The following is a 23,703-nucleotide window of genomic DNA, read 5'->3' as shown; positions in this document are numbered from 1 at the left end:
AAAGAAAAATATAAAAATTTTTATAAAAATACGTTTTAAAGATTAAATATTTACCTGTATTTTTCCTATACTGGAAAATAAGTGAGAGATTGGCAGAAGAGTGTAGCATGGTATAATACATATAGAATTAGAAGGTGACAAGGGGCTATTGTAGATGATGAGCAAGTATGAACAAATTTATACAGAAATCAGTAAGTCTATTGATAATAAACAATTAAAAGAGGGATGCAAAATCCCATCAGAAACTGAATTAATGAAGCAATATGAAGCGAGCCGAGGTACAGTAAGAAAAGCTGTAGATTTATTACAAGAGCGTGGATATGTTCAAAAAATACATGGAAAAGGTGTCTTTGTTTTAAAGCGAAAAAACATTGAATTCAACTTTGGTGGCATTGTAAGCTTCCAAGAAGAAAATGAACGTTTAGGACGCCATTGTATTACAGAAGTCGTGGAAATGGAGAAAGTAAAAGCGACAAAAGAGGTTGCAAAGCTATTAAATGTGAAAGAGAAAACAGAAATAGATCATATTAAACGCGTACGGAATATTGATGGAGAAAAAGTAATTTTGGATATTAATCATTTTGTATCGGAATATATTCCTGGATTAACGAGTGAAATTGCAGCGCAGTCCATTTATAAATACATTGAGAAAGAACTAGGTCTTCATATTAGTTATTCGCAGAGAGTAATTGAAGTACAGCCATGTACAGAGGACGATAGAAAGTATTTAGATTTAAATGGAACAGACTATGTTGTTGTCGTGAAAAACTTTACGCATTTTTATGATGGAAGTCAGTTCGAATATACAGAATCCCGCCACCGCTTAGATATTTTTCATTTTTCAGATGTGGCGCGGAGAAAATAAGGAGATGGAACGTAATAACGTTTCATCTCTTTTTTTATAAAAAAATGACAAACTCGTATATACGAGTGTTGACTAACTTATATATACGAGTTAATATATAATTGTAAACGGTATCAAAAAAAGAAAAGAGGGACGGGAATATGGGGAAAGACTATCGTAAAACAGCAGAGGAAGTGTTGCAGTATATTGGTGGGAAAGACAATATTGAACAAGCTGCACACTGTGTAACGAGACTCCGTATCGCTTTAAAAGATGAAAGTAAAATAGATAACGATAAATTACAATCTGTTTCATTAGTGAAGGGAGCGTTCCATAACGCTGGGGTATTTCAAATTGTAATCGGTCCAGGAGATGTTGATCGAGTATATGCTGAATTGATAACGCTTGCAGGTATGAAGGAAGCGACAGTAGCGGACGTAAAAGATTCTGGAAATCAAAAGTTAAATCCAGCTCAAAAGTTTGTAAAAGTATTTTCAGATGTATTTATGCCGATATTACCAGCAATCGTAACAGCTGGTTTACTAATGGGAATTAACAACCTATTAGGGGCGAAGGACTTATTTTTTGAAGGTAAAAATTTATTAGATGTGTATCCAAACTTAAGTGGGCTTTGGGATTTAGTTAATATGATGGCGAATACAGCTTTCGTATTCTTACCAGCACTTGTCGGTTGGTCAGCAACGAAGCGTTTTGGTGGTAGTCCGATATTAGGGATTGTTATGGGATTAATGCTTGTGCATCCAGCCTTATTAAACGCGTGGGATTACGGAAAAGCAGCGACTGGTTTAGACGGACAAAAGATTGAGTACTTCGATATTTTAGGATTATTTCAAATTGAAAAGGTAGGGTATCAAGGTCAAATCTTGCCGGTTTTAGTAGCTGCTTTTGTATTAAGTAAAGTGGAAATTTTCTTGAAGAAACATGTACCAAATGCAATTCAACTATTAGTTGTACCAATTACAACGATTGTCGTAACAGGTGTATTAGCACTAGGAATTATTGGTCCAGTTACACGTCATATTGGAGATTTATTAACAGCTGGATTAGTAGGTGTATATGAAACAGTACCAGTAGTTGGTGCAGTATTGTTTGGAGCATTATATGCACCACTCGTAATTACAGGTATGCATCATATGTTTATTGCTATCGACTTACAATTAATTGCACAGCACGGTGGTACATTCATTTGGCCAATGATTGCCCTTTCTAACATTGCGCAAGGTAGTGCGGCACTTGCGATGTTCTGGATTTCTAAAAATCAAAATGATAAAAGCATGGCATCTACATCAGCAATCTCAGCATATTTCGGTATTACAGAACCAGCTATGTTTGGTGTAAACTTACGAAATAAATTTCCGTTCTATGCAGCGATTATAGGATCGGCTATTGCAGCTATATTTATTACGTTAAATGGTGTATTGGCACCTGCCATCGGAATTGGGGGATTACCAGCATTTATTTCTATCATTCCGAAATCGATTCCAATGTTTATTGTCGGAATGATTATCGCAGTTGTAATCCCATTTACGTTAACGTGGTTATTTGCAAAAAGAGTAAAACAGAAGTAGGAGGAAGTTGAACATGAAGGATTGGCATAAAAGTGTAGTTTATCAAATTTATCCGAAGAGCTTTAATAGTTATTACAATAAAGAAACCGGTGATATAAAAGGGGTTACAGAGAAACTAGATTATTTAAAAGAACTCGGAGTAGATTATATTTGGTTAACACCGATATACCAATCACCACAAAATGATAATGGATACGATGTAAGTGATTACTACAGCATTGATCCATCTTACGGGACGATGGAAGAGTTTGAAGAGCTTTTAGAAGAAGCAAAGGCACGTAACATTGAAATCATGCTGGATATTGTTGTAAATCATAGTTCGACGGAGCATAAGTGGTTTAAAGAAGCGAAGGAAGATAAAAATAGTCCATATCGTAATTATTACATTTGGCGTGATGAAAAAAATAATTGGCAATCTAAGTTTGGCGGGTCTGCTTGGAAATATGATGAGAAGACAGAGCAATATTTTTTACATCTATTTGATGAGACACAAGCTGATTTAAATTGGGAGAATGAAAAACTTCGTGAAGAAGTATATGATATGATGCGCTTTTGGCTTGATAAAGGGGTAACTGGATTCCGATTAGATGTTATTAATTTAATTTCAAAAGATCAACAGTTTTTAAACGATGACGGAAGCACGGCGACGAGCGATGGTCGTAAATATTATACAGATGGCCCGCGCGTTCATGAATATTTACAAGAGATGAACCGGAATGTTTTTGAAGGGAAAGATGTAATTACAGTTGGAGAGATGTCATCTACAACAATTGATAATTGTATTAAATATTCAAACCCTGAGCGCAATGAATTAAGTATGACGTTTAGTTTTCATCATTTAAAAGTAGATTATCCGAATGGAGATAAGTGGACGAAAGCAGATTTTGATTTCATTAAATTAAAAGAGATTATGTCTAATTGGCAAATTGAAATGCAAAAGGGCGGGGGATGGAATGCGTTATTTTGGTGTAATCATGACCAGCCTCGTATTGTGTCACGCTTCGGTGATGATAGAACGTACCGAAATGAATCTGCAAAAATGTTAGCGACAGCTATGCATATGTTGCAAGGTACACCTTACATTTATCAAGGCGAAGAAATCGGTATGACGAATCCTAAATTCGAATCCATCGAACAATATCGCGATGTAGAATCGTTAAATATATATGATATAAAGCGAGGAGAAGGATTATCAAAAGAAGAGATTATCAGGATTTTAAAACAAAAATCTCGTGACAACTCTCGTACTCCGATGCAATGGAATGAAGAGATGAACAGCGGTTTTACAGCAAGTACACCTTGGATTGCGGTTGCTGACAATTATAAAGAGATTAATGTAGAAAAAGCAGTAGAAGATAAAGATTCTGTATTTTATCATTATAAAAAACTAATCGAACTTAGAAAAGCGTATCGTGTAATTACTGAAGGAGAGTATGCTATTTTAGATGAAAATCATCCTAAAATTTGGGCATATACTCGTACTACAGAGAGTGAAGTGCTGCTTGTTATCAATAACTTCTATGGAGAAGAAATAATGTATTCAGTACCAGCCCATGTCCAATTAGATGGAATGAAACAAGAAGTACTACTGTCGAATTATAAAGATTCCAGCAAGGACATTACAAAACTTAACTTAAGACCATATGAATCAATTGTCTATCGATATAAGAAATAAAAGGTTGTATGCCCGCGCGGCATACAACCTTTTTACTTTAAGACACCACTATACAAAATATTTACGTCTACTTCTGGTTTGAATTTTACTTTTGCATAATCTTTATTCCAATTTTTTTTCTTCCATAAGTCAGGATGATATGCGATAAGATGTCTTCCGATACCGAAAGCATCACAATTTGCTTTTTGTAGTTGGGTTGTTATTTTTTTTGCTTCTTTCGTAAGTTGTTTAGATAGTTCTTTATTTAGTTTTTCTCTATCGTCCATTGTATACAGATTATCTCTTGGAGATTCAAGTGCTATTACCTTTAGTTGTAGCTTAATATGAGCATAAACATTTCCTTTTTTATCGGTTTTTATTTTTAAGTCTCGTTTTAACTTTCGATTGCTAATTTCCATTGTTACATAATCAGATGTCTTCTCTGATTCCTCGCTAGTAAGTTTTTGGGTTATACGGGCACTTGTTCCCATTTTTCCGGTTAATAATACGAATAAAACCGATTGTTTCAAAGGTAAATGCCCAGTCAATTTATCATTGTTAAATAAAGCTACCCCGTTTGTAATTACTTCTTTTCCTTTTATTTTTATGGAAGGGAGGGTAAAGTCTTTACCGGGATCCAACATTTTTGTAGCAGCTGTTTCTAAAGTTTCTTTTGGAAATACACTCATATCTTCTAAGCTTTTCACTTTTTTCTTTAAAAAATCTCCAATTAGTAAATTTCCTACTTTCTTTTTTTCGAGTACCTCGGACGTTTCACCATCTACTGCAATAAGCTTTACTAAAGCAGTTGGATTTGTTGGGTCCCGAAAACTGACATCTAAATAGGGGAGTATCCCTTTTTTTAGAATTTTGGTTCCTAGTAATTGAACACCATATTTAAAATAGCGAATATTCCCAGTCACATTTTTTTTTAGGGCATCGCTTGTATCCCTTATGTTATGCCCCGTTGCTGAATGTATTTCATTCTCGAATGAAGATTGTTCTCCGCTTGAACTTTTTACGAGCTCGATTGTTTGCTGGAGTTTATTATCTTCCGTAATATCAGCTCCAATGCTATAAGCTAACCTTGCCTCCCTTAATGGTTCTTGATCCCAACAGCCAGAAAGGAGGGAACTAGTACATAATATAAAAAGTAATTTAACTCTTTTTTGGAACATATTGTTCTCCTTTCTTCTTTCTTATTACTGAATAAAGTAGAAATAAAAGAGGGAGGCCAACGATGAAAATATAGGTGAACTTATCAGTGAAAGTAGAAATTACTTTTAATTCTTCAGGTGTATCTATAAATAAGGCTACACTAAAAGCAATAATACCAACGATTGGAACAGCTTTTTTATGATTAGAAAGGTTGAATATGTGTCCAATGCCAATAGAAGCAGCACAATAATAACTAGCAATAGAGGCAGCAACAGTTATCATCCAAATTGGTATGAATAGTAAATCAGTTCGGTCTATAATCCCGATATGTAAGGAGCGTAATAAGTAAGCGACTGGTTCTGGAATAAGTTCAACTTGTTTTGGACTAAATACGATAAAGCAAATCCAAACAGTAAAAGTATAAAAAAGCGTTACAAATCCATTAGCGATAGAAATGGCCTTTAGCTTTGCGACAGAGCTGCCATTTACTTTTGGAAAAGCGATAAGAATGATTTCAAAACCATACATAGCTGTAATTGTTTCCTTAGATGCTTGAATTATATTCCACCAGCCGGCTTCTGTAATGGGAAAAATATAAGAGAAATCAGCTCGGGAAAGCCCTAGAGCAATTAAAAGGGCCATTGGAATAATGAGAATAGAGGCCATGACATAAAATCGTACGATGACTTTAAACGTGTTATAAGCGACATAACAACAAGCTACTGTACATAATATGAGAATTGCAGACCACGGAGTCGCTTGTAAAACCCATACTTTAATGACATTACAAGCATTTAACATAACCGTCATACCAATAAGGGTAAAATAAAAAACATAAGCAAAACCTAATAGTTTTCCAAACTTATTACCAAATAGCATACAAACACTTTCATACATATTTGCATCAGGAAATCGTTTTAAGAAAAGCCACATCAGTAAAATAATAAGTTGAATTGCAAGACCAGCGATAAGAGCAGAAATCCATCCACCACCTTTCGCTATTAGGTGAAGACGGTTCGGTAGAGAAAGTATGCCCACTCCGATTTGGCATTGAATAACGAAAAAGGTAAATTGAACTAGCGAGATTTTACTTTGCGTGTTTGTCACCGTCCTCATCCTCTCTCGTTACATGTTGGCGTTGCATTTTTTTCGGCTTTGGATCATGTGGCCTTTCCCAAAATGACCAAATTGGTAGTCTTACGAAAGAATCTTTCATATCTTTTATCCGCATCGGGGCAACAGGAGAAAGATATGGTGTATGAAATGAATGTAGCTGACATAAATGAACAAAAGTTATAATGAGACCGAATGATATTCCTAAATATCCGAATATAGCAGCAAGGAGCATTAATGGAAAACGAAGAATCCGAACAGCTGAACTCATATCGTTTGATGGAACGAGAAAAGATGAGATTGCAGTTAAAGCTACAACGATAATCATTGTGTAAGAAACGAGTCCAGCTTTTACAATTGCATCCCCAATTACTAACCCCCCTACAATACCGATTGTTTGTCCAACGCGGCTCGGCAAGCGAATACCAGCCTCTCGTAACAATTCAAAGATTAATTCCATTAAGAGAGCTTCAAAAATAGGAGGAAGAGGTACTTTCTCTAATGAAGCTTTAATCGTATACACAAGTTCGAGCGGCAACACATCGGGATGAAAAGCGACAGTTGCAATATATAAAGCTGGCAAGAGAAAGGCAATTAAAAAACTTACTAAGCGAATCATTCGGACGAAAGAACCGACAATCCAACGGTTATTATAATCATCTGGTGATTGATAAAAAGCGAATAACGTAACCGGTACGATGAGTGTTGTTGGATCTCCGTCAGATAAAATAGCAACACGCCCTTCCATTAAATTAGCAACAGTTCTATCTGGACGCTCTGTATTTAATTGCTGCGGAAATGGCGAGAAAGACGTATCCTCTATAAATTCTTGTATGTATCCTGGGGGCATAAGTGCATCTGTTTTAATCGTTCCTAATCTTCTTTTCACTTCTGTAACTAAATCGTCATTCGCTATATTTTGCATATAAGCAATTGCCACTTTCGTGTGCATTTCTTCACCGATTGTAAAATACTTAACAACTAAATTTGGACTCTTAATGAGTTTACGAATAGAGGTTAAATTAGTTGCTAGATCTTCTACAAAACCAGTATGTGGACCGCGCACAACTCCTTCATTATCAGGCTCTGCTATATCTCTCTTTAAAGATAAAGCTGTTTCGAAAATACAAAAACTGTCGACGTGTTCATGAAAATATAAGGATTTACCTTGTAATAAAAGTTGTATCCCATAATTTAAATTCGTTTCTTTTTTCATATTTAACGTAGAAAACGCTTTATCTAAAGGTAAATCCGACCGCGTTAATAATGGCTCAAGAGCTAATTGATGAATTAGATTTGGATCTGCTAAAGATTCAATATATATGATCGTTCCTTTTCCGTTTTGAAAAGGGACATCTAATTTTTTTATATCATCTGAGTGGCAGAGCTTATTTTCAATGTAATTAATATTTTCCGGAAGTGATGGAAACATATGCTTTTTGCTATTATCTTGTTTTGAATTTTCCTGTTCAGTCATAATTTCCACCTCTATTAGAATAAAGTCACTCCTGTTAATTTTTGCTTTTTGTGAGAAATTTATGCTTGGATTATTTGAAAAAAATAACCTTGAAAGTTACGTTACGTCATCTTTTACACTTGAGGAAATACGGAGTAGAGGGATGGTGTATATGATTTCGAAATGTATGTGGGGATGGAAAGAAATTTTATATTTATTAGTTTTCATATTTCTTATTGCCCCAGTAACAGTTGAATCTCTTTTTTATGAATATGCTTTAAAAATAATAGGGAACTCATTATATGCTGGAGTATTAATGGGATTTATAATGGCGGTGATGTTTACTACTATAGTTTATCTTTTTTGTATAAAAAGATATGAACTCTCTTGGAAAGATATTGGAATTCGGAAGCTTTCATGGAAAGATTTTTTATGGACAGTTATAGCATTGATTGCCTTAATCGTAGTTAGTATTGCTGTATTAATGATAATGGAGAAGATGGGGATTTCTTTTGAAAATAGTAAAACGGAGACGGTCCAAAATGATAAATCAATATATTCGTTCTGTATCGCGGTAATTGGAGCAGCAGTTATATCACCAATCTACGAAGAAATTTTATATCGCGGTGTTTTTTATACATTTTTTCGTGATAGATATGTTATATGGGGTGGAGTGCTTATAAGTTCTATAATATTTACTGTTGTCCATATTCCAACATACAACACATTACCGGTGAACTTTTTAAGTGGAGTAGTATTTGCGTGGTTATATGAGAGAACAAATTCTATTTTATCGGCTATGATTGCCCATGCATTATTTAATTTCATAGCAGTACTTCTCACATTTGTGTCGAATTAAGAAGATATATAGGAGGGATACATATGGAAATAACAGTAGAACGAGTTTTTACAAAAGAAATTTTAGCAAGAGCAGCAAAGACATTCCGTGTAACAGTGGAAGAGAAGCCACTTGGAGATTTTGAAAATTATATTTTTAAGGCGAAGGGCGATCGTGGTGAAGATTACGTATTACGTTTAACCCACTCTTCTCATCGCTCCAAAAAAGAGGTAGAGGCCGAACTAGATTTTTTACGATATGTTGCGGAGAACGGAGCAAAGGTAGCAGGACCTCTTTATTCAACGTCTCAAAATCTTGTAGAAGAAATTGGAGCAGAGGATGAAACTTTCTTTTTCGCTTCCTTATTTACATATGCAAAAGGTGAGCAAGTAAAAGGAGAAGGATCACCTTATTGGGGAGATGCTTATTTTGAAGCATGGGGCAAAGCGATTGGCCAATTGCATCGTCTAACAATGAACTATCCTAAAACAGACTATCGTGATACGTGGGAAGAAGACGAGAGTGGGATTGTTAATGAATTAGAAGATGATCAAGTGAAAAAAATTGCTGCGGTATTAATGGATGAAATAAAGGCCCTTCCAATTGAAAGAGAAACGTTCGGCCTTATGCATGGTGATATTCATCCAGGTAATTTTCATTATGATGGTAAAGAGCTAACAATCTTTGATTTTGATGATGCGGCTTATAATTACTTTATACACGATTTAGCGATGGTTCTCTATTACTCTGTTCTATTTACACCGTGGACAGCGGAAGAGAAGACAGAGTTTGCTCGTAAACAGTTACAAGTGTTAAGAAAAGGATATGAGTATGAGCACAGGCTGGCGAATAGTTGGTATGAATCGTTACCGCTATTTTTACGTTTACGTGATATAGGTTTATATGGCACGCTTCAAAAGAAGTTTAAAGGGAAAGATATGCCAGATAACTTCCGGAATTTATCAGAAGAGCTATATGAAAGAATTATAAAAAGAGAAGCAATTGTGAATATATAATACATTTTGTTCAAAACAAAGTATATAAAATAAATATATACTTTGTTTTTTTATACAAAAATATGTTTACTTTATTAAAATAATATTGTCCTAGATTAGGTATGCACTTATAATTTTATATATATTCTGAATATTCTTTATAAAGAAGGAGGGGGAATGTTGGAAGCTTTCGTAAATTGGTTAAATAATATTGTTTGGAGTCCAGCACTTGTTTATTTATGTTTAGGAGTAGGTTTATATTTTTCTATTCGAACGAAGTTTTTACAAGTAAGACATGTAGGAGAAATGGTGAAGCTGACATTTCAAGGAGAAAAATCAGAGGCTGGTGTTTCTTCGTTCCAAGCGTTAGCACTTTCATTATCAGGGCGTGTTGGGACTGGGAATATAGCTGGGGTAGCAACAGCGGTTGCCTTCGGTGGACCAGGAGCTGTATTTTGGATGTGGGCAGTGGCCTTTTTAGGAGCAGGATCAGCTTATGTGGAATCAACACTCGCGCAAATATATAAGACGAAACATCAAGGGCAGTTTCGCGGTGGACCTGCTTATTACATTGAAAAAGGTTTAGGTGTGAAATGGTATGCATTAGTATTCGTTGCAGCGACAATTATAGCAACGGGTCTTTTACTACCAGGTGTGCAAGCAAATAGTATTGCTGTAAGTTTAGAGACAGCTTTTGGAATTAACACTACATTATCAGGGGCTTTATTAGTTGTTGTATTAGCTCTTATCATCTTCGGTGGAGTAAAGCGAATTGTTAACGTTGCACAAGTTGTCGTACCGTTTATGGCAGTTGGTTATATTTTAGTAGCTTGCGTTATTGTTGCTATGAATATTGAAAAATTGCCAGAAGCATTTATGTTAATTATAAGAAGTGCATTTGCATTAGAAGCAGCATTTGGTGGTATTATCGGTTTAGCAATTTCTTGGGGAGTAAAACGTGGTATTTATTCCAATGAAGCAGGGCAAGGAACTGGACCACATGCAGCGGCAGCTGCTGAAGTATCACATCCAGCTAAACAAGGTTTAGTGCAAGCATTTTCCGTTTACATTGATACATTATTTGTTTGTTCAGCAACAGCATTTATGATGATTATTACAGGCATGTATAACGTATTTGATGCAAGCGGAAAAAACTTTATCGTAAATAAATTAAATGGTGCACAGCCAGGACCGGGATATACACAGGCAGCTGTAGAATCTGTTTTCCCTGGATTTGGAAACGGTTTCGTTGCAATCTCGTTACTATTCTTTGCCTTTACAACAATTATGGCGTATTACTACATTGCAGAAACGAATATCGCGTACTTAAATCGTGATAAAGACCGCCCTTGGATGTCTATGGTACTAAAGTTTGTATTTTTAGGAGCTGTCTTCTACGGTTGTATAAAAACAGCAGCAACAGCTTGGGCTTTAGGTGATATCGGTGTAGGAATTATGGCGTGGGTAAATATCATTGCGATTTTACTATTACAAAAACCTGCATTAGTCGCATTAAAGGATTATGAAAAGCAGAAAAAAGAAGGAAAAGATCCAGTATTCGATCCAGGTCCATTAGGAATTAAAAATGCTGACTTTTGGGAGCATGAATACGGGAAAGATAAGAAAGAAGAAGTATCTTAATCGAATAGAAATGAAAAAGCAAAGGGAAAATCCCTTTGCTTTTTTTATGAGCAAAATGAAGCAGGCAGTTATTTTTTTGCCTATTTTTGAATATAAAAAGAATGTACATGCTTTGTTAGTGGAAGGGGGGAGTATGTTGATAGAGTTTCGTAATGTAAATAAATATTATGGCAATTTTCAAGTATTAAAAGATATTAATGTGCAAGTGAAGAAAGGTGAAGTGGTAGTAGTTGTTGGACCTTCAGGATCAGGAAAAAGCACGTTGCTTCGTTGCATAAATCAGCTAGAGACAATTACAGATGGAGAGTTAATTGTACAAAATACGGAGGTACACAATGCCAAAACAGATATGAATGAATTACGCCGAAATATCGGAATGGTCTTTCAACATTTTTATTTATATCCACATAAAACGGTTCTTCAAAATATTACACTAGCACCTATTAAAGTAAATAAAGTTTCAAAAGAGGAAGCTGAGAAAACGGCAATGTTTTATTTAGAGAAAGTAGGAATCCCGGAGAAGGCTAGTGTATATCCACATCAATTATCTGGAGGGCAACAGCAAAGGGTAGCAATTGCTAGAGGGCTCGCAATGCAGCCGGAAATTATGTTGTTCGATGAGCCGACGTCTGCTCTTGATCCAGAGATGATTGGGGAAGTACTTGATGTTATGAAAACGCTAGCTAAAGAAGGGATGACGATGGTTGTTGTCACGCATGAGATGGGTTTCGCGCGGGAGGTAGCCGATCGGATTTTATTTATGGATGATGGCAAAATCATTGAGGATACAACACCGGCGCAATTTTTTGCAAGTCCTGAACAAGAAAGAGCGCGTCTATTTTTAAGCCGAGTGTTAAACCATTAAAGGAGGAGTTTTATGCTTAAAATGAAAAAGTTGTTTACGTTAATCGTATTTTCATGTTTATTCGTACTTGTCGTTGCCGGGTGCGGAAGTAAAAAAGATGAGGCGAAAGAAACGAACACGAAGCAAGGCGGGGCTGTTGAGCAAATTAAGAAGCGCGGGAAATTAGTAGTTGGGGTGAAGAATGATACGAACTTATTTGGATTGAAAAACCCTTCAACAGGGCAGGTAGAAGGATTTGATGTTGATGTTGCAAAGGCACTTGCGAAAAAAATCCTTGGAGATGAAAAGAAACTAGAATTAAAAGAAGTAACGTCTAAAACGCGTATTCCACTACTGAAAAACGGTGATATTGATGCAATTATCGCAACAATGACAATTACAGAAGAACGTAAAAAAGAAGTGGATTTTTCAGATGTATATTTTAAAGCAGGACAATCGTTACTTGTGAAAAAAGGGAGCGATATTAAAAGTATTGATGATGTGAAAAAAGGTGTGAAAGTGTTAGCAGTAAAAGGTTCAACGTCTACAAATAATATTCGTCAAAAGTCACCGGAAGCGACTGTATTAGAATTTGAAAATTACAGTGAGGCATTTACGGCGTTAAAAGCAGGGAAAGGTGACGTTTTAACGACAGATAATGCAATTCTTTACGGCATGGCAAAACAAGATTCGAATTATGAAGTTGTTGGGAAAATTTTTACGGATGAACCGTATGGAATTGCAGTGCAAAAAGGTGCAGATGATTTAACGAAAGAGATTAATAGCTTAATTAAAGACATGAAAGCAAACGGAGAGTATGACAAATTATATGAGAAATGGATTGGGCAAAAACCAGAGAAGTAAAGTGATAAATAGTAAAAGTGAGAGGATGAGAGTACTCATCCTCTTCTTCTAAAGAAAGAGGGGAGAATATGTGCCTGATTTTTCTATATTAACGAATAACATTGATATGTATTTAGAAGGATTTAAATATACAGTGATGTCTAGTGTAATCGCATTAATAGGCAGTTTTATTTTAGGCATAATATTAGCGGTAATGCGTATTGCACCGATTCGCATTTTAAATTGGTTGGGAGCAACTTTTGTAGAATTTGTAAGAAATATTCCACTCGTATTAATTGCATTTATATTTTATTTCGCTTTACCTGTAATAGGAATTACTTTAAATGGTTTTGTAGCAGGGACAGTTACGCTTACGGTATATACTGCAGCGTTTATTGCAGAGGTTATTCGCGCGGGTATTTTATCAGTCGCGAAAGGTCAGATGGAAGCAGCACGTTCTTCAGGATTGACGTATACGCAAGCAATGTACCATGTCGTTTTACCTCAAGCGATGAAAATTGTAATCCCTCCTCTAGGAAATCAATTTTTAAATTTAGTAAAAAACTCTTCCATACTCGGAATTATCGCTGGAGCTGATTTAATGTATCAAGGAGACTTAATTTCAACGAAGACATTTGTTACGTTCGATGTGTATATATTTGTCGGGATGTTTTATTTAATATTAACAATTCCGCTCAGTATGCTAGTGCGTTATTTAGAAAAACGCTTAGCAAAGGAGGCGGTGTAAATGGATTTTAAGGGAGCAATAACAGGTGATCATATTCTGTTTTTATTAAAAGGATTACTTATAACGCTAGAGGTAGCGCTCATAGCAATTGTACTTAGCTTTATTATTGGCAGTGTAATAGGGATATTGCGCTACATGAAAATACCTGTCGTCTCACAAGTATTAGGAATTATCGTTGAAATAATTCGAAACTTACCACTACTTTTAATTATATTTTTCACGTATTTTGCACTTCCAGAAGCAGGATTGAAATTAGAAATTATAACAGCTGTAATTGTTGCTTTAACAATATTTGAAGCAGCAATGATATCTGAAATTGTTCGAAGTGGTCTATTATCGATTGAAAAAGGACAGATTGAGGCCGCAAGATCTTCAGGATTAACGTATGTTCAAGCGCTTTGGCATATCATTTTACCACAGGCGTTAAGAAGAATGGTTCCACCGCTTGTTAGTCAGTTTATTTCATTGCTGAAAGATACAGCATTAGCAGTTGTTATATCACTGCCAGAGCTTATGCATAATGCTCAAATTATTAGCGGACAGAATGTAAATTATATGATTCCAACGTTTATAGTAGTAGCTTGTATGTACTTTATTGTAAATTATAGTTTATCAATTTTATCGAGAAGATTAGAACTCCGTTAACCTTTACAATATATGTAAAGGTTTTTTCCTTGTTTAACCTTATTTTCCTTTAATTATAATCTGAATCTCGTGATAATTCGATTTTTTATATTATTTTATCAGAAAAGTTTTAATTTTATATAGAAATTGTAATCGCTTTCGTGTATATTTTTATTATCAGAAAATTTTAACAAGATATAGGGGTATTTGTAGGGGGAGGATTTAGATGCAGCAACAAACGAATGAGAAATTACATCGTACGATGAAGAGTAGACATTTATTTATGATCGCACTAGGTGGTGTAATTGGGACTGGTTTTTTCTTAGGTTCAGGTTACACCATTAATCAGGCTGGACCAGGGGGAGCCATCCTTTCCTATTTAGTGGGCGGATTTATTATGTATTTAACAATGCTTTGTCTTGGAGAGTTAACGGTAGCAATGCCAGTTTCAGGCTCTTTCCAAAAGTATGCGACGAAGTTTATTGGACCAGGAACGGGCTTTATGATTGGCTGGCTATATTGGCTTGGCTGGGCAGTGACAGTAGGTTTAGAGTTAACGTCAATCGGTTTAATGATGAAAAGATGGTTTCCGAATGTTGATGTTTGGGTGTGGTGTCTCGTATTCGGCGTTATTTTATATGCGTCAAACGCAATTTCGGCGAAAAGTTATGCTGAATTAGAATTTTGGTTCTCTAGTATTAAAGTAGTTACCATTCTTGCATTTGTTGTTCTTGGTGGTAGTGCATTACTAGGGTTTATATCATATGACGGAAAAGAAGCGGCACCTCTTTTCTCTAACTTTGTAAGCGAAGGTGGATTATTTCCGAATGGACTAGCTGCCGTATTACTTACGATGATTACAGTTAACTTCTCGTTCCAAGGAACAGAGTTAATCGGGATTGCAGCAGGAGAAAGTAAAGATCCTGAAAAAACAATTCCACGTGCGATTCGTAATACAGTATGGCGCATTATGTTATTCTTCATTTTAACAATGACGATTTTAGTAGGGTTAATTTCTTGGAAAGAAGCTGGCGTAATTGAAAGTCCATTCGTAGTCGTATTTGATAAAATTGGTATTCCATACGCAGCTGATATTATGAACTTCGTTATTATTACAGCGTTACTATCTGTAGCGAATTCAGGATTATATGCGGCAACTCGTATATTATGGTCACTTGCAAATGAAGGAATGGCACCAACATCGTTCCAGAAAGTAAATAAGCGTGGTATTCCAATTACAGCACTAGTTGTAACGATTGCAGTAGCTGGCCTTTCTTTATTCACAAGTTTCCTTGCAGAAGATACAGTATACATGTACTTATTATCTATAGCTGGTTTATCGGCTGTTTCAAGTTGGATCATTATCGCTCTATCGCAACTTCGCTTTAGAAGTCAGTATATAAAAGGCGGAGGAAAGTTAGAGGACTTAAAGTATAGAACACCGTTATATCCAATTGTTCCTATTTTAGCTTTAATTACAAATAGTATTGTTGTTATTAGTTTAGCGTTTATTCCAGAACAAAGAATGGCGTTATATTGTGGTATTCCATTTATCATTTTCTGCTACATATATTATTATATAAATAAGAAACGGCAGAAACCGATGAAGGTGGAGACAACTAATGAAACTAACAATCAAACACGATGATATTGAGGCAGATTTATCGTATGGTCCATTAGCGATTGGAAAAGAAAACGGATATTCACCGTTACAATTACTCGTTTCTTCTATCGCAGGGTGTAGTGCAATTGTCTTTCGAACAATTTTAGAAAAGAAACGTATTACATATGATACGTTTACAATTGAAACGGAAATTGGTAGAAGTGAAGCTTTATCAAAACCAGTTGAAAGTGTTCATTTGCATTATAAAATTAAAGCACAAAACATTACAGAAGAGCAGTTGGACAAGGCGCTGCAGCTTGCAGTTAAAAATTGCACGATTGTTCAATCGGTAAAAGATAGTATAAAAGTTACGGAAACAATTGAACTAATAAAGTGAAACATAGAAACGTGAGAATATAGATCTCACGTTTTTATGTTTTTTATAAAGGGGGAAATATGATGGAATGTTTAGGGTGTAAATTAGCAAGCGAAGAGGAAAAAATATATAAAGTATATGAAGATGAGTATGTAACATGCTTTTTAGATCATGAACCTTTCTATCCAGGACATACTTTAATTGTGCCAAAGCAGCATGTTGTAGAAGTAGACGAATTAGATGATGTTGTAGCAAAAGCAATTATGGATGCTTCTAAACTGATTGCAAAAGCGATTAAGCTATTATATAGACCAGGTGGAATTAAAATTTGTCAAAATGGTGGAGTCTTTAACGAGTTATCGCATTACCATATGCATGTCGTACCAAGGTATAAAGATCGTTCGTTTGCTGAGTTTTATATGGTACAACCGGGAGAGAAAGAGAGCCATAACTTGGAAGAGACACAGGATTTGTTAAAAGAAGCGATAGAGAAAATACTGTTTACTGAAAAGGCGTAGCAGTCAGGAAAATTCTAATATTAAAAGCCTAATTTCTCAGTTAAAATAGAGAAATTGGGCTTTTGTTTATTCTATTATTAAATTTTAACTATAAAAAGATGGAAGAGCTATCAGTCTTCATACATATATATAATTTCTTTCGCGCGCATACGTAAACCATCTATTAATTCTTTCGGTTCTAAAACTCGTGCATCTTTTCCAAGTCTATAAAATAAAGGGGTAATAAAGTTAATTTCTCCTTTATCAATTGTTGAATGTATATATCCTGTTCCGTCTTCGTTTACTACTACGAATTCTTCAAGGTAAGGAACGCTTTTACATTGGCGTACGCCTTCTGTCGTTAATAAAACATGTAACTGGGTAGGAATGTTTATGACGTTAGAGTTAGAGATGAACCATTCTTCTAAATTCATGAACGTACTTTTATTTTCTTCTGCTGATAATATAGAAAGAATACGATCAACGCGATACAGTAATACTTTTTTTCTACTGAAGTCATAGGATGGTAAGTACCATAGCCCGTCATGAGCATATACACCGATAGGATGAACATGTTTTGTTTTTATCCCCGATTTAGATTCATATTGAAAGTGTAAATTTTTATTTTCAATAGCCGCAGTTAGTACTTCGTTTAAAAGAGGTGTATTAATTGTTCTCTTCGGATTCCAAAAAGCGATATAAGAACGTATTTTATCAACTTTCGCTTTCGCATCATGCTGTAGAGAGCTATACAGTTTATGTGTAACGGAATTGATTTCTGTGTTAAAAGGTAAGTCTCGATAGTAACTTAAAGATTGAAAAGCAAAAAAGATGGAGACTGCTTCTTCTTCCGTAAATAAAATAGGGGGAATGACTCTATTTGTTAATACTTTATAGCCTCCGTTACGACCTTGTTCAGCATAAATAGGTAATCCCATATCACTTAAATCTACAATATATCTATGGACAGTACGAACGGAGATATTAAATTCGTCAGCTATTTCTTGAGCTGTAAATGTCTTTTTGGCAGAAGCAAATATAAGAATATCTAATAAACGTTTAGCTTTTGACAAATGTATCACCTTTTTCTTTTTAACATGACATAAAGTGTCATGTTTTATTGTTAGTATATTGTTTACATCATAATGTTATCAAGATGAAACACAAGGAGGAAAAGAGATGTCACGTGAAATTGTTTTATTTATTGCGGCGAGCTTAGATGGATATATTGCGAAAGAAAATGATGATTTAGAGTGGTTAATGGAAACGGAAGGAGAGGGAGATAACGGTTATACAGAAATGTATGAAACAATTGATACAATAATCATGGGAAAAAGAACGTACGATTATGTAGTAGAGCATATAGAACCATTCCCGTATTTAGATAAAAAATGTTATGTTTTTTCTAACTCACAAAAAGGTTCAAACGAAAACGTGGAGTTTGTAAATGAAGATGTAGTGGAGTTTACAAAAAGGTTAAAAGCACAAGAAGGATCTAAAATATGGATGGTCGGTGGAGGAAGTCTACTAAGAGAGTTCTTTAAGAATAATTTAATTGATGAATATGTTGTTACAATTACACCGCATATATTAGGTTCTGGAGTTCCGTTATTCCAAGATAAGAACCCAGAAATTAATTTAACTTTAACGGATACGAAACGTTTTGGGCAATTTGTAAATTTATATTATAAAGTAAAATGATAAAGAAACACGACTACCATCAGTAGTCGTGTTTTTGTATAGATGGTAATGAAATGATAAAGCGAGACCCGTGATCGACTTCGCTCGTTACAGTAATATTCCCGCCGTGTAGTTCTACAATTTCTTTTACGATAGATAACCCTAAACCAGTTCCGCCTGTAGCTCGTGATCTCGCTTTATCAACTCGATAAAAGCGGTCGAAAATGTGAGGGAGGTCTTCAAGCGGAATACCTTCGCCTTCATCTTCAATTGTAATGGAAATATGTTTATGTTCTTCTGTAACAGAAATGTTTATATGAGAATGCTCTTTCGAATGTCTATAAGCGTTATTTAAAACGTTCACTATAACTTGTTCAAATCGTTTCTCATCTAAGCTTACTACCAGTGTAGGAGGACAAGAGAAAGAAACTTTAATGTGTTTTTCTTTATATATGGCATTTACTTTTTCGGCTATGCGAGTCAGGAAGGTGTGTAAATGTACTTCCTTTACTTGAATAGAAAAGTTATGTTGTTCCATTTGTGCAAGTGAAAATAAATCTTGAACTAAGTTTGTAATGTAATCAGACTCATCTTTTATAATAGATAAATATCGCAAACGTTGCTCAGGAGATGTGCTTTCTTTTAAAGCAATGTCAGCGTAACCTCTTACGTATGTTAATGGTGTTCGTAATTCGTGAGCAACACTTGCTAGAAATTCACTCCGCTCTGTTTTCATATAATGTAAATCATTAGCAAGCGTTTGAATAGACGATGCCAGTTCACCAATTTCGTCATTTCGAGTAGTCGTTAACGAAACTGATAAATCACCTTTACTCATTTTTTCAGTGGCATGTTTCATGTGTAACAATGGTTTTGTTAATAAGCGTGATAAGAGAAAGATGGTGATGGCTGTTAATAGAAATGTGATAGCACCAGCAATAATGAATTGTTTTGTTAGCCCATTCACCATCTTTTCAATGGATTCTGTCCCAAGAAACATGTACACATAGCCTTCATGTTTTCCATCTACTACAATGGGACTAACTGTACATATATAATTAGATGTTTTCCAATGATTCTCTATAATTGCGCCTTCATGATCTGTCCGTGTTTGCATCTTTTCAATATGCTTTTTTATAGTAGTATTAATTTCATTAGATTTAGCTAGTACATCCTTATTTGCATTTGTAATAACGACAGTGGTTTCGGCTTCAGATTCCATTAGTGCAACATGGGAGATTGTTTGCTTATCAAAATACTTTTCAAGGACATCTCTGTGACTATTTCCGCGCTTTAATAAAGCTGTCATTTCTTCATTTACTCTATTGTTGACAAGGCTATAATAAAGCAAGACAAATAGAACACTTTCAATTAAAAGTGTAACAATTAAAAAATAAAATCCGAGTTGAATAGAAATTCGCTTCATCGTTTTGCTCCTTACTCTAGAGTATCAACCCATCGATACCCGACTCCGTAAACTGTTTTTAAGTGGTGATCAATAGGGAAATTTACTTTTCGTAATTTATCACGCAAATTACGAATATGTGAATCGACTGTTCGATCTTCTGTATTTGTATTTAATCCCCAAATTCGTTCGATGAGCTGATCGCGGCTTAATACGTAGTTCACATGACGTAAAAATAATCCGAGTAAAGAGAATTCGATTGGAGTGAGAAGAAGTTCTTCATTATCGACAGAGACGAAATGCTTTGCCTCATCCCATAAAATGCCGTGATATTGGATTTGCGCGTGTTGATTCGTTCGCCTTAAAACAGCTTCAATTCTTGCGAAAAGCTCCTCTTCATGGAAAGGTTTCGTTACGTAATCATCCGCTCCGAGTTTTAACCCTTGGATGACATCTACTGTTTGATCACGAGCAGTTACCATAATGATAGGAACGTTACTAAATGATCGAATTCTTTTGCACGTTTCCCACCCATCCATCTTTGGCATCATAATATCGAGTAAAACAAATTTGAAGTTTCGATTTTCTATATGTGAAATAGCTTCTTCCCCGGACACTGCACACACGCAGTTATATCCGATTGGAGTAAGATAAAGTGTTAATAATTCAAGCATTCTCGGCTCATCATCTACGAGTAGTATATCGATCATAGAGTACCTCCGCATTTGTAGTTATTACTTAAATTGTAAGTCAAAATCATGAAGAAATGGTGCAGATTATCATGCATCTGCATAATTTCTTCAGAATTGCTTGTTATTGTAAAGTTGAAATTCCATTTTAGGTAATGATATTGGCTCAAAAACGATTCATACGGAGGCGGTATAGTGAAAAAGATGACCCGAATCTTTGGGATAACAATAATTACAGCAGTTGGTCTTGCTGCATGTGGGCAAACGAACACGGATCATAAAAGTCATGAATCGAAAGAAGAGAACAAAACAGAGCAAAAGGAAATGAAAATGAATCAGGAGGTAACTGCGCCGAAAGAAATGAACGAAGGTGCATCGAATGATTTATTAACGACAAGCTTAAAAAATGTAACGAGATTAAACACAAACGATCCGCTGCAAATGGCAGTATTAACTTCGCAAACGATATGGCCAGCAACGCATAAAGAAAATCGGCCAGGCGCTATTATTTTAGTACCAGTAAACGAATGGCAATTAGGTATCGCGAGTGCCGATCTTATCCATCACCCAAACAACGGGCCTATCTTATTTATAGAAAAAGAAAAGGTACCCGAAATGACGTTAAAAGAAATAAAACGATTAAATCCGCTCGGAACGAAAGATGGAACACAAATTATGGTGATGGGGGATGTCGGTGCATCTACCCTTGAGCAATTAAAAGATTATAAAGTAAAGCAAATAAAAGAAACGGATCCAGCTACATTTGCTAAAGATGTGGATAAAGAATATGCCGATATAACAGGAAGCTACCCAAATAGTGTTATTATCGGTTCGTCTGAAGAAGAAGGACGTTTATATACAACACCAGCTGTAAATTGGATCTCTCATATGCCAGAACCGCTTTTATATACAGAGAAAGATAAGGTGCCAGAAGCAACGATAGAGGCATTAAAGGTGAGAAAAGAGAAAGTGAATATATATGTATTAGGACCAGAAAAAATCATTTCAAAAGCAGTGGAAAAAGAGTTAAGTAAATACGGGAAAGTAACGCGTATTAGTGGTGAGACCCCAACAGAAAATTCTGTTGCCTTTGCGAAGTTTAAAGATGAAAAAACAAAATTTGGATGGGGGTTCACAAAACCAGGTCATGGTTTATCATTTGTTTCAAGCAAAACACCAGACTTAGCAGTCGCAGGAGCACCATTTTCACATATGGGTAAACACGCACCTGTTGTATTGTTAGAAGAAGGTAAAGCTTCGCAACCAGTTTATGACTTCCTTGCTACTATTCAGCCGAAGTTTAAAGATGATCCAACACTTGGACCGTATAACCACGGCTTCTTATTAGGAAGTACGAGTGATATTTCATTTGAAACGCAAGGTGTACTGGATGAGAGGTTAGAGATTGTGCCAGAAAGTGGTCAAGGGCACGGTGGGCATTAATAAAAGGAGCAAAGGCGCTACCGAAGTAGCGTCTTTTTTTTAGGAAACTTTTACATAGCAAAAATCTCTCTACTCGTTATATAATAGCCTTCGTGCAGTCGGCTTAGATTTTCTTATGGAGAAAATCAAATGAGAAAAGAGTAGAGGAGTGGTATTTTGTTTCAAACGATAAAAAATGATTGGTTCTCCAATGTGAGAGGGGATGTACTATCGGGAATTGTCGTCGCTTTAGCATTAATTCCTGAAGCGATTGCTTTCTCTGTTATTGCAGGCGTGGATCCGACCGTTGGGTTATACGCTGCCTTTTGTATTGCAGTTACCATTTCATTTGTTGGCGGACGGACTGGAATGATTTCAGCTGCAACAGGTGCAATGGCATTATTAATGGTAACACTCGTTAAGGATCATGGTTTGCAATACTTATTTGCTACAACGATATTAACGGGTATTGTCCAAATTATTTTTGGCGTCTTCAAACTGAGCTCATTTATGAAGTTTGTTCCGAAATCTGTTATGAGTGGTTTTTTAAATTCACTTGGAATTTTAGTTTTTACAGCGCAATTGCCACATTTTAAAAATGCAACTTGGCAAATGTATGCACTTGTCGCATTAGGACTTGTAATTATATATGTATTTCCACGTATTACGACGGCTGTACCGTCTACACTTATTTCTATTATTATTGTGACAAGTATTGCACTTATGAGCGGATTACAGTTAAAAACAGTCGGGGATATGGGAAGCTTGCCGAAAGAATTACCGTTCTTTAGCATGCCTGACGTGCCTTTTACACTTGAGACATTAGGGATTATTTTACCGTATGCAGTTATGCTTGCAATTATCGGTTTACTAGAGTCTTTATTAACAGCTTCAGTTTTAGATGATATGACACATACGGAAAGTAATAAACATAAAGAAGCACGTGGACAAGGTATTGCAAACATTGTTGCTGGTTTCTTCGGAGGAATGGCAGGATGTGCAATGATTGGACAATCTGTTATTAATATTAAATCAGGTGGACGCGGTCGTTTATCAACATTTGTAGCGGGCGGATTTTTAATCGTATTACTATTCGTTTTAGGTGACTATGTCGTGCATATTCCGATGGCAGCTTTAGTTGCAGTTATGATTATGGTTTCAATCGGAACATTTGATTGGAACTCTGTAACAACGATTCATAAAGTACCAAAAGGAAACGCATTTGTTATGATCGTAACAGTTGTGATTGTCTTAATTACACATAATTTAGCATTAGGTGTAATTATCGGAACAGTAATTAGTGCTGTTTTATTTGCATTCAATATGGCAAAGATTCACGTGAAACATTTATATATTGAAAATAAGAAAATATACGAAATTCATGGTCAACTTTTCTTTGCATCTACAGCAGACTTTATAAATCACTTTTCATTTGAGGAAGATGTAAAAGAAATTGAGTTGAATTTTACTCACGCACACGTATGGGATGATTCAGCGGTAGCAGCAATTGATAAAGTTATCATGAAGTATGAACAAAGTGGCGGGAAAGTAAGTATAGCGGGATTAAATGAACGAAGCTCGAAGATTATTTCAAATTTAGCTACTTATAATAAAAGAATTGCTAGTTAGAAGCCTCCTTTTTAGGGGGCTTTATTATATAATACGAGTAGGATAACGAAAAGGG

The 23,703-nt window shown here is 35.5% G+C and carries 22 protein-coding genes; 16 read left to right on the top strand and 6 right to left on the bottom strand.

Going from position 1 to position 23,703, the window contains the following annotated elements; all coding sequences use genetic code 11:
* Nucleotides 1–154 precede the first annotated feature (154 nt).
* The 3 genes from treR to treC all read left to right on the top strand — a co-directional run bounded on the left by treR (nucleotide 155) and on the right by treC (nucleotide 4,108).
* Nucleotides 155–865, top strand: coding sequence for a trehalose operon repressor (gene treR, locus AC3WVA_RS21745; protein ID WP_001976171.1), 711 nt, complete (start codon nucleotides 155–157; stop codon nucleotides 863–865).
* Between the two features lie 140 nt (nucleotides 866–1,005).
* Nucleotides 1,006–2,433 (top strand): PTS system trehalose-specific EIIBC component, encoded by a 1,428-nt coding sequence (treP, locus tag AC3WVA_RS21740; protein WP_492322181.1) that lies wholly within the window; start codon nucleotides 1,006–1,008, stop codon nucleotides 2,431–2,433.
* Between the two features lie 13 nt (nucleotides 2,434–2,446).
* Nucleotides 2,447–4,108, top strand: a complete 1,662-nt coding sequence (gene treC, locus AC3WVA_RS21735; protein WP_349302950.1) for an alpha,alpha-phosphotrehalase — start codon at nucleotides 2,447–2,449, stop codon at nucleotides 4,106–4,108.
* A gap of 32 nt (nucleotides 4,109–4,140) precedes the next feature.
* On the opposite strand, the gene gerKC is transcribed toward treC, so the two are convergent.
* From gerKC to gerKA, 3 genes are read right to left on the bottom strand one after another with little or no spacing between them, the layout of a single operon-like run.
* Nucleotides 4,141–5,265, bottom strand: a complete 1,125-nt coding sequence (gene gerKC, locus AC3WVA_RS21730) for a spore germination protein GerKC (RefSeq protein ID WP_098345931.1) — start codon at nucleotides 5,263–5,265, stop codon at nucleotides 4,141–4,143.
* The gene (locus AC3WVA_RS21725) at nucleotides 5,246–6,352 is read right to left on the bottom strand and encodes a GerAB/ArcD/ProY family transporter (protein WP_098345932.1); all 1,107 of its coding nucleotides are present in this window, start codon (nucleotides 6,350–6,352) and stop codon (nucleotides 5,246–5,248) included. The genes gerKC and AC3WVA_RS21725 overlap by 20 nt, the downstream gene beginning before the upstream one ends.
* Nucleotides 6,333–7,835, bottom strand: coding sequence for a spore germination protein GerKA (gene gerKA / locus AC3WVA_RS21720; protein WP_349302949.1), 1,503 nt, complete (start codon nucleotides 7,833–7,835; stop codon nucleotides 6,333–6,335). Before gerKA ends, AC3WVA_RS21725 begins: the two co-directional genes overlap by 20 nt.
* A 151-nt stretch (nucleotides 7,836–7,986) precedes the next feature.
* Here gerKA and AC3WVA_RS21715 point away from each other — a divergent pair, with 151 nt between their 5' ends.
* The 10 genes from AC3WVA_RS21715 to AC3WVA_RS21670 all read left to right on the top strand — a co-directional run bounded on the left by AC3WVA_RS21715 (nucleotide 7,987) and on the right by AC3WVA_RS21670 (nucleotide 16,844).
* Nucleotides 7,987–8,673, top strand: a complete 687-nt coding sequence (locus AC3WVA_RS21715; protein WP_492322180.1) for a CPBP family intramembrane glutamic endopeptidase — start codon at nucleotides 7,987–7,989, stop codon at nucleotides 8,671–8,673.
* Between the two features lie 23 nt (nucleotides 8,674–8,696).
* Nucleotides 8,697–9,668 carry a phosphotransferase enzyme family protein gene (locus AC3WVA_RS21710; protein WP_098345934.1) on the top strand — a complete coding sequence of 324 codons (972 nt, stop codon included), beginning with the start codon at nucleotides 8,697–8,699 and terminating at the stop codon, nucleotides 9,666–9,668.
* A gap of 159 nt (nucleotides 9,669–9,827) precedes the next feature.
* Complete coding sequence (locus AC3WVA_RS21705; protein WP_098345935.1) at nucleotides 9,828–11,288, top strand: alanine/glycine:cation symporter family protein; 1,461 nt, start codon at nucleotides 9,828–9,830, stop codon at nucleotides 11,286–11,288.
* A 136-nt stretch (nucleotides 11,289–11,424) separates the two neighbouring features.
* Nucleotides 11,425–12,153 (top strand): amino acid ABC transporter ATP-binding protein, encoded by a 729-nt coding sequence (locus AC3WVA_RS21700; protein ID WP_164970758.1) that lies wholly within the window; start codon nucleotides 11,425–11,427, stop codon nucleotides 12,151–12,153.
* Between the two features lie 12 nt (nucleotides 12,154–12,165).
* Nucleotides 12,166–12,996, top strand: a complete 831-nt coding sequence (glnH, locus tag AC3WVA_RS21695; protein ID WP_000916480.1) for a glutamine ABC transporter substrate-binding protein GlnH — start codon at nucleotides 12,166–12,168, stop codon at nucleotides 12,994–12,996.
* A 70-nt stretch (nucleotides 12,997–13,066) separates the two neighbouring features.
* On the top strand, nucleotides 13,067–13,723 hold the full coding sequence (locus tag AC3WVA_RS21690; protein ID WP_001112661.1) for an amino acid ABC transporter permease: 657 nt from the start codon (nucleotides 13,067–13,069) through the stop codon (nucleotides 13,721–13,723).
* Nucleotides 13,724–14,368 (top strand): amino acid ABC transporter permease, encoded by a 645-nt coding sequence (locus AC3WVA_RS21685; RefSeq protein WP_048525052.1) that lies wholly within the window; start codon nucleotides 13,724–13,726, stop codon nucleotides 14,366–14,368. It begins immediately after the preceding gene.
* 205 nt (nucleotides 14,369–14,573) lie between these two features.
* Nucleotides 14,574–15,995, top strand: coding sequence for an amino acid permease (locus tag AC3WVA_RS21680; protein WP_071759390.1), 1,422 nt, complete (start codon nucleotides 14,574–14,576; stop codon nucleotides 15,993–15,995).
* Nucleotides 15,970–16,347, top strand: a complete 378-nt coding sequence (locus AC3WVA_RS21675) for an OsmC family protein (RefSeq protein ID WP_000778827.1) — start codon at nucleotides 15,970–15,972, stop codon at nucleotides 16,345–16,347. Before AC3WVA_RS21680 ends, AC3WVA_RS21675 begins: the two co-directional genes overlap by 26 nt.
* Before the next feature lie 62 nt (nucleotides 16,348–16,409).
* Nucleotides 16,410–16,844 carry an HIT family protein gene (locus tag AC3WVA_RS21670; RefSeq protein ID WP_098881179.1) on the top strand — a complete coding sequence of 145 codons (435 nt, stop codon included), beginning with the start codon at nucleotides 16,410–16,412 and terminating at the stop codon, nucleotides 16,842–16,844.
* A 110-nt stretch (nucleotides 16,845–16,954) separates the two neighbouring features.
* Here AC3WVA_RS21670 and AC3WVA_RS21665 read toward each other — a convergent pair whose 3' ends face one another.
* Nucleotides 16,955–17,896: a helix-turn-helix transcriptional regulator gene (locus AC3WVA_RS21665; RefSeq protein ID WP_098345939.1), complete on the bottom strand. Its 942-nt coding sequence runs from the start codon at nucleotides 17,894–17,896 to the stop codon at nucleotides 16,955–16,957.
* 106 nt (nucleotides 17,897–18,002) lie between these two features.
* Here AC3WVA_RS21665 and AC3WVA_RS21660 point away from each other — a divergent pair, with 106 nt between their 5' ends.
* Nucleotides 18,003–18,524 (top strand): dihydrofolate reductase family protein, encoded by a 522-nt coding sequence (locus tag AC3WVA_RS21660; RefSeq protein WP_048525045.1) that lies wholly within the window; start codon nucleotides 18,003–18,005, stop codon nucleotides 18,522–18,524.
* A 19-nt stretch (nucleotides 18,525–18,543) separates the two neighbouring features.
* Here the strand turns inward: AC3WVA_RS21660 and AC3WVA_RS21655 are convergent, their stop codons facing one another.
* Both AC3WVA_RS21655 and AC3WVA_RS21650 read right to left on the bottom strand, forming a co-directional pair.
* Complete coding sequence (locus AC3WVA_RS21655) at nucleotides 18,544–19,929, bottom strand: sensor histidine kinase (protein WP_098345940.1); 1,386 nt, start codon at nucleotides 19,927–19,929, stop codon at nucleotides 18,544–18,546.
* Between the two features lie 11 nt (nucleotides 19,930–19,940).
* Nucleotides 19,941–20,618 (bottom strand): response regulator transcription factor, encoded by a 678-nt coding sequence (locus AC3WVA_RS21650; protein ID WP_098345941.1) that lies wholly within the window; start codon nucleotides 20,616–20,618, stop codon nucleotides 19,941–19,943.
* Between the two features lie 174 nt (nucleotides 20,619–20,792).
* Here AC3WVA_RS21650 and AC3WVA_RS21645 point away from each other — a divergent pair, with 174 nt between their 5' ends.
* The gene (locus AC3WVA_RS21645) at nucleotides 20,793–22,040 is read left to right on the top strand and encodes a cell wall-binding repeat-containing protein (protein WP_098345942.1); all 1,248 of its coding nucleotides are present in this window, start codon (nucleotides 20,793–20,795) and stop codon (nucleotides 22,038–22,040) included.
* A gap of 156 nt (nucleotides 22,041–22,196) precedes the next feature.
* A complete protein-coding gene (locus AC3WVA_RS21640; protein ID WP_098345943.1) occupies nucleotides 22,197–23,648 on the top strand; it encodes a SulP family inorganic anion transporter in 1,452 nt (483 codons plus the stop codon).
* Nucleotides 23,649–23,703: the final 55 nt, after the last annotated feature.

It is taken from the genome of Bacillus sp. EB106-04-02-XG92, from assembly GCF_058791995.1.
The sequence above is the reverse complement of the archived record's forward strand: the minus strand, read 5'-3'. Positions and strand labels throughout refer to the sequence as shown.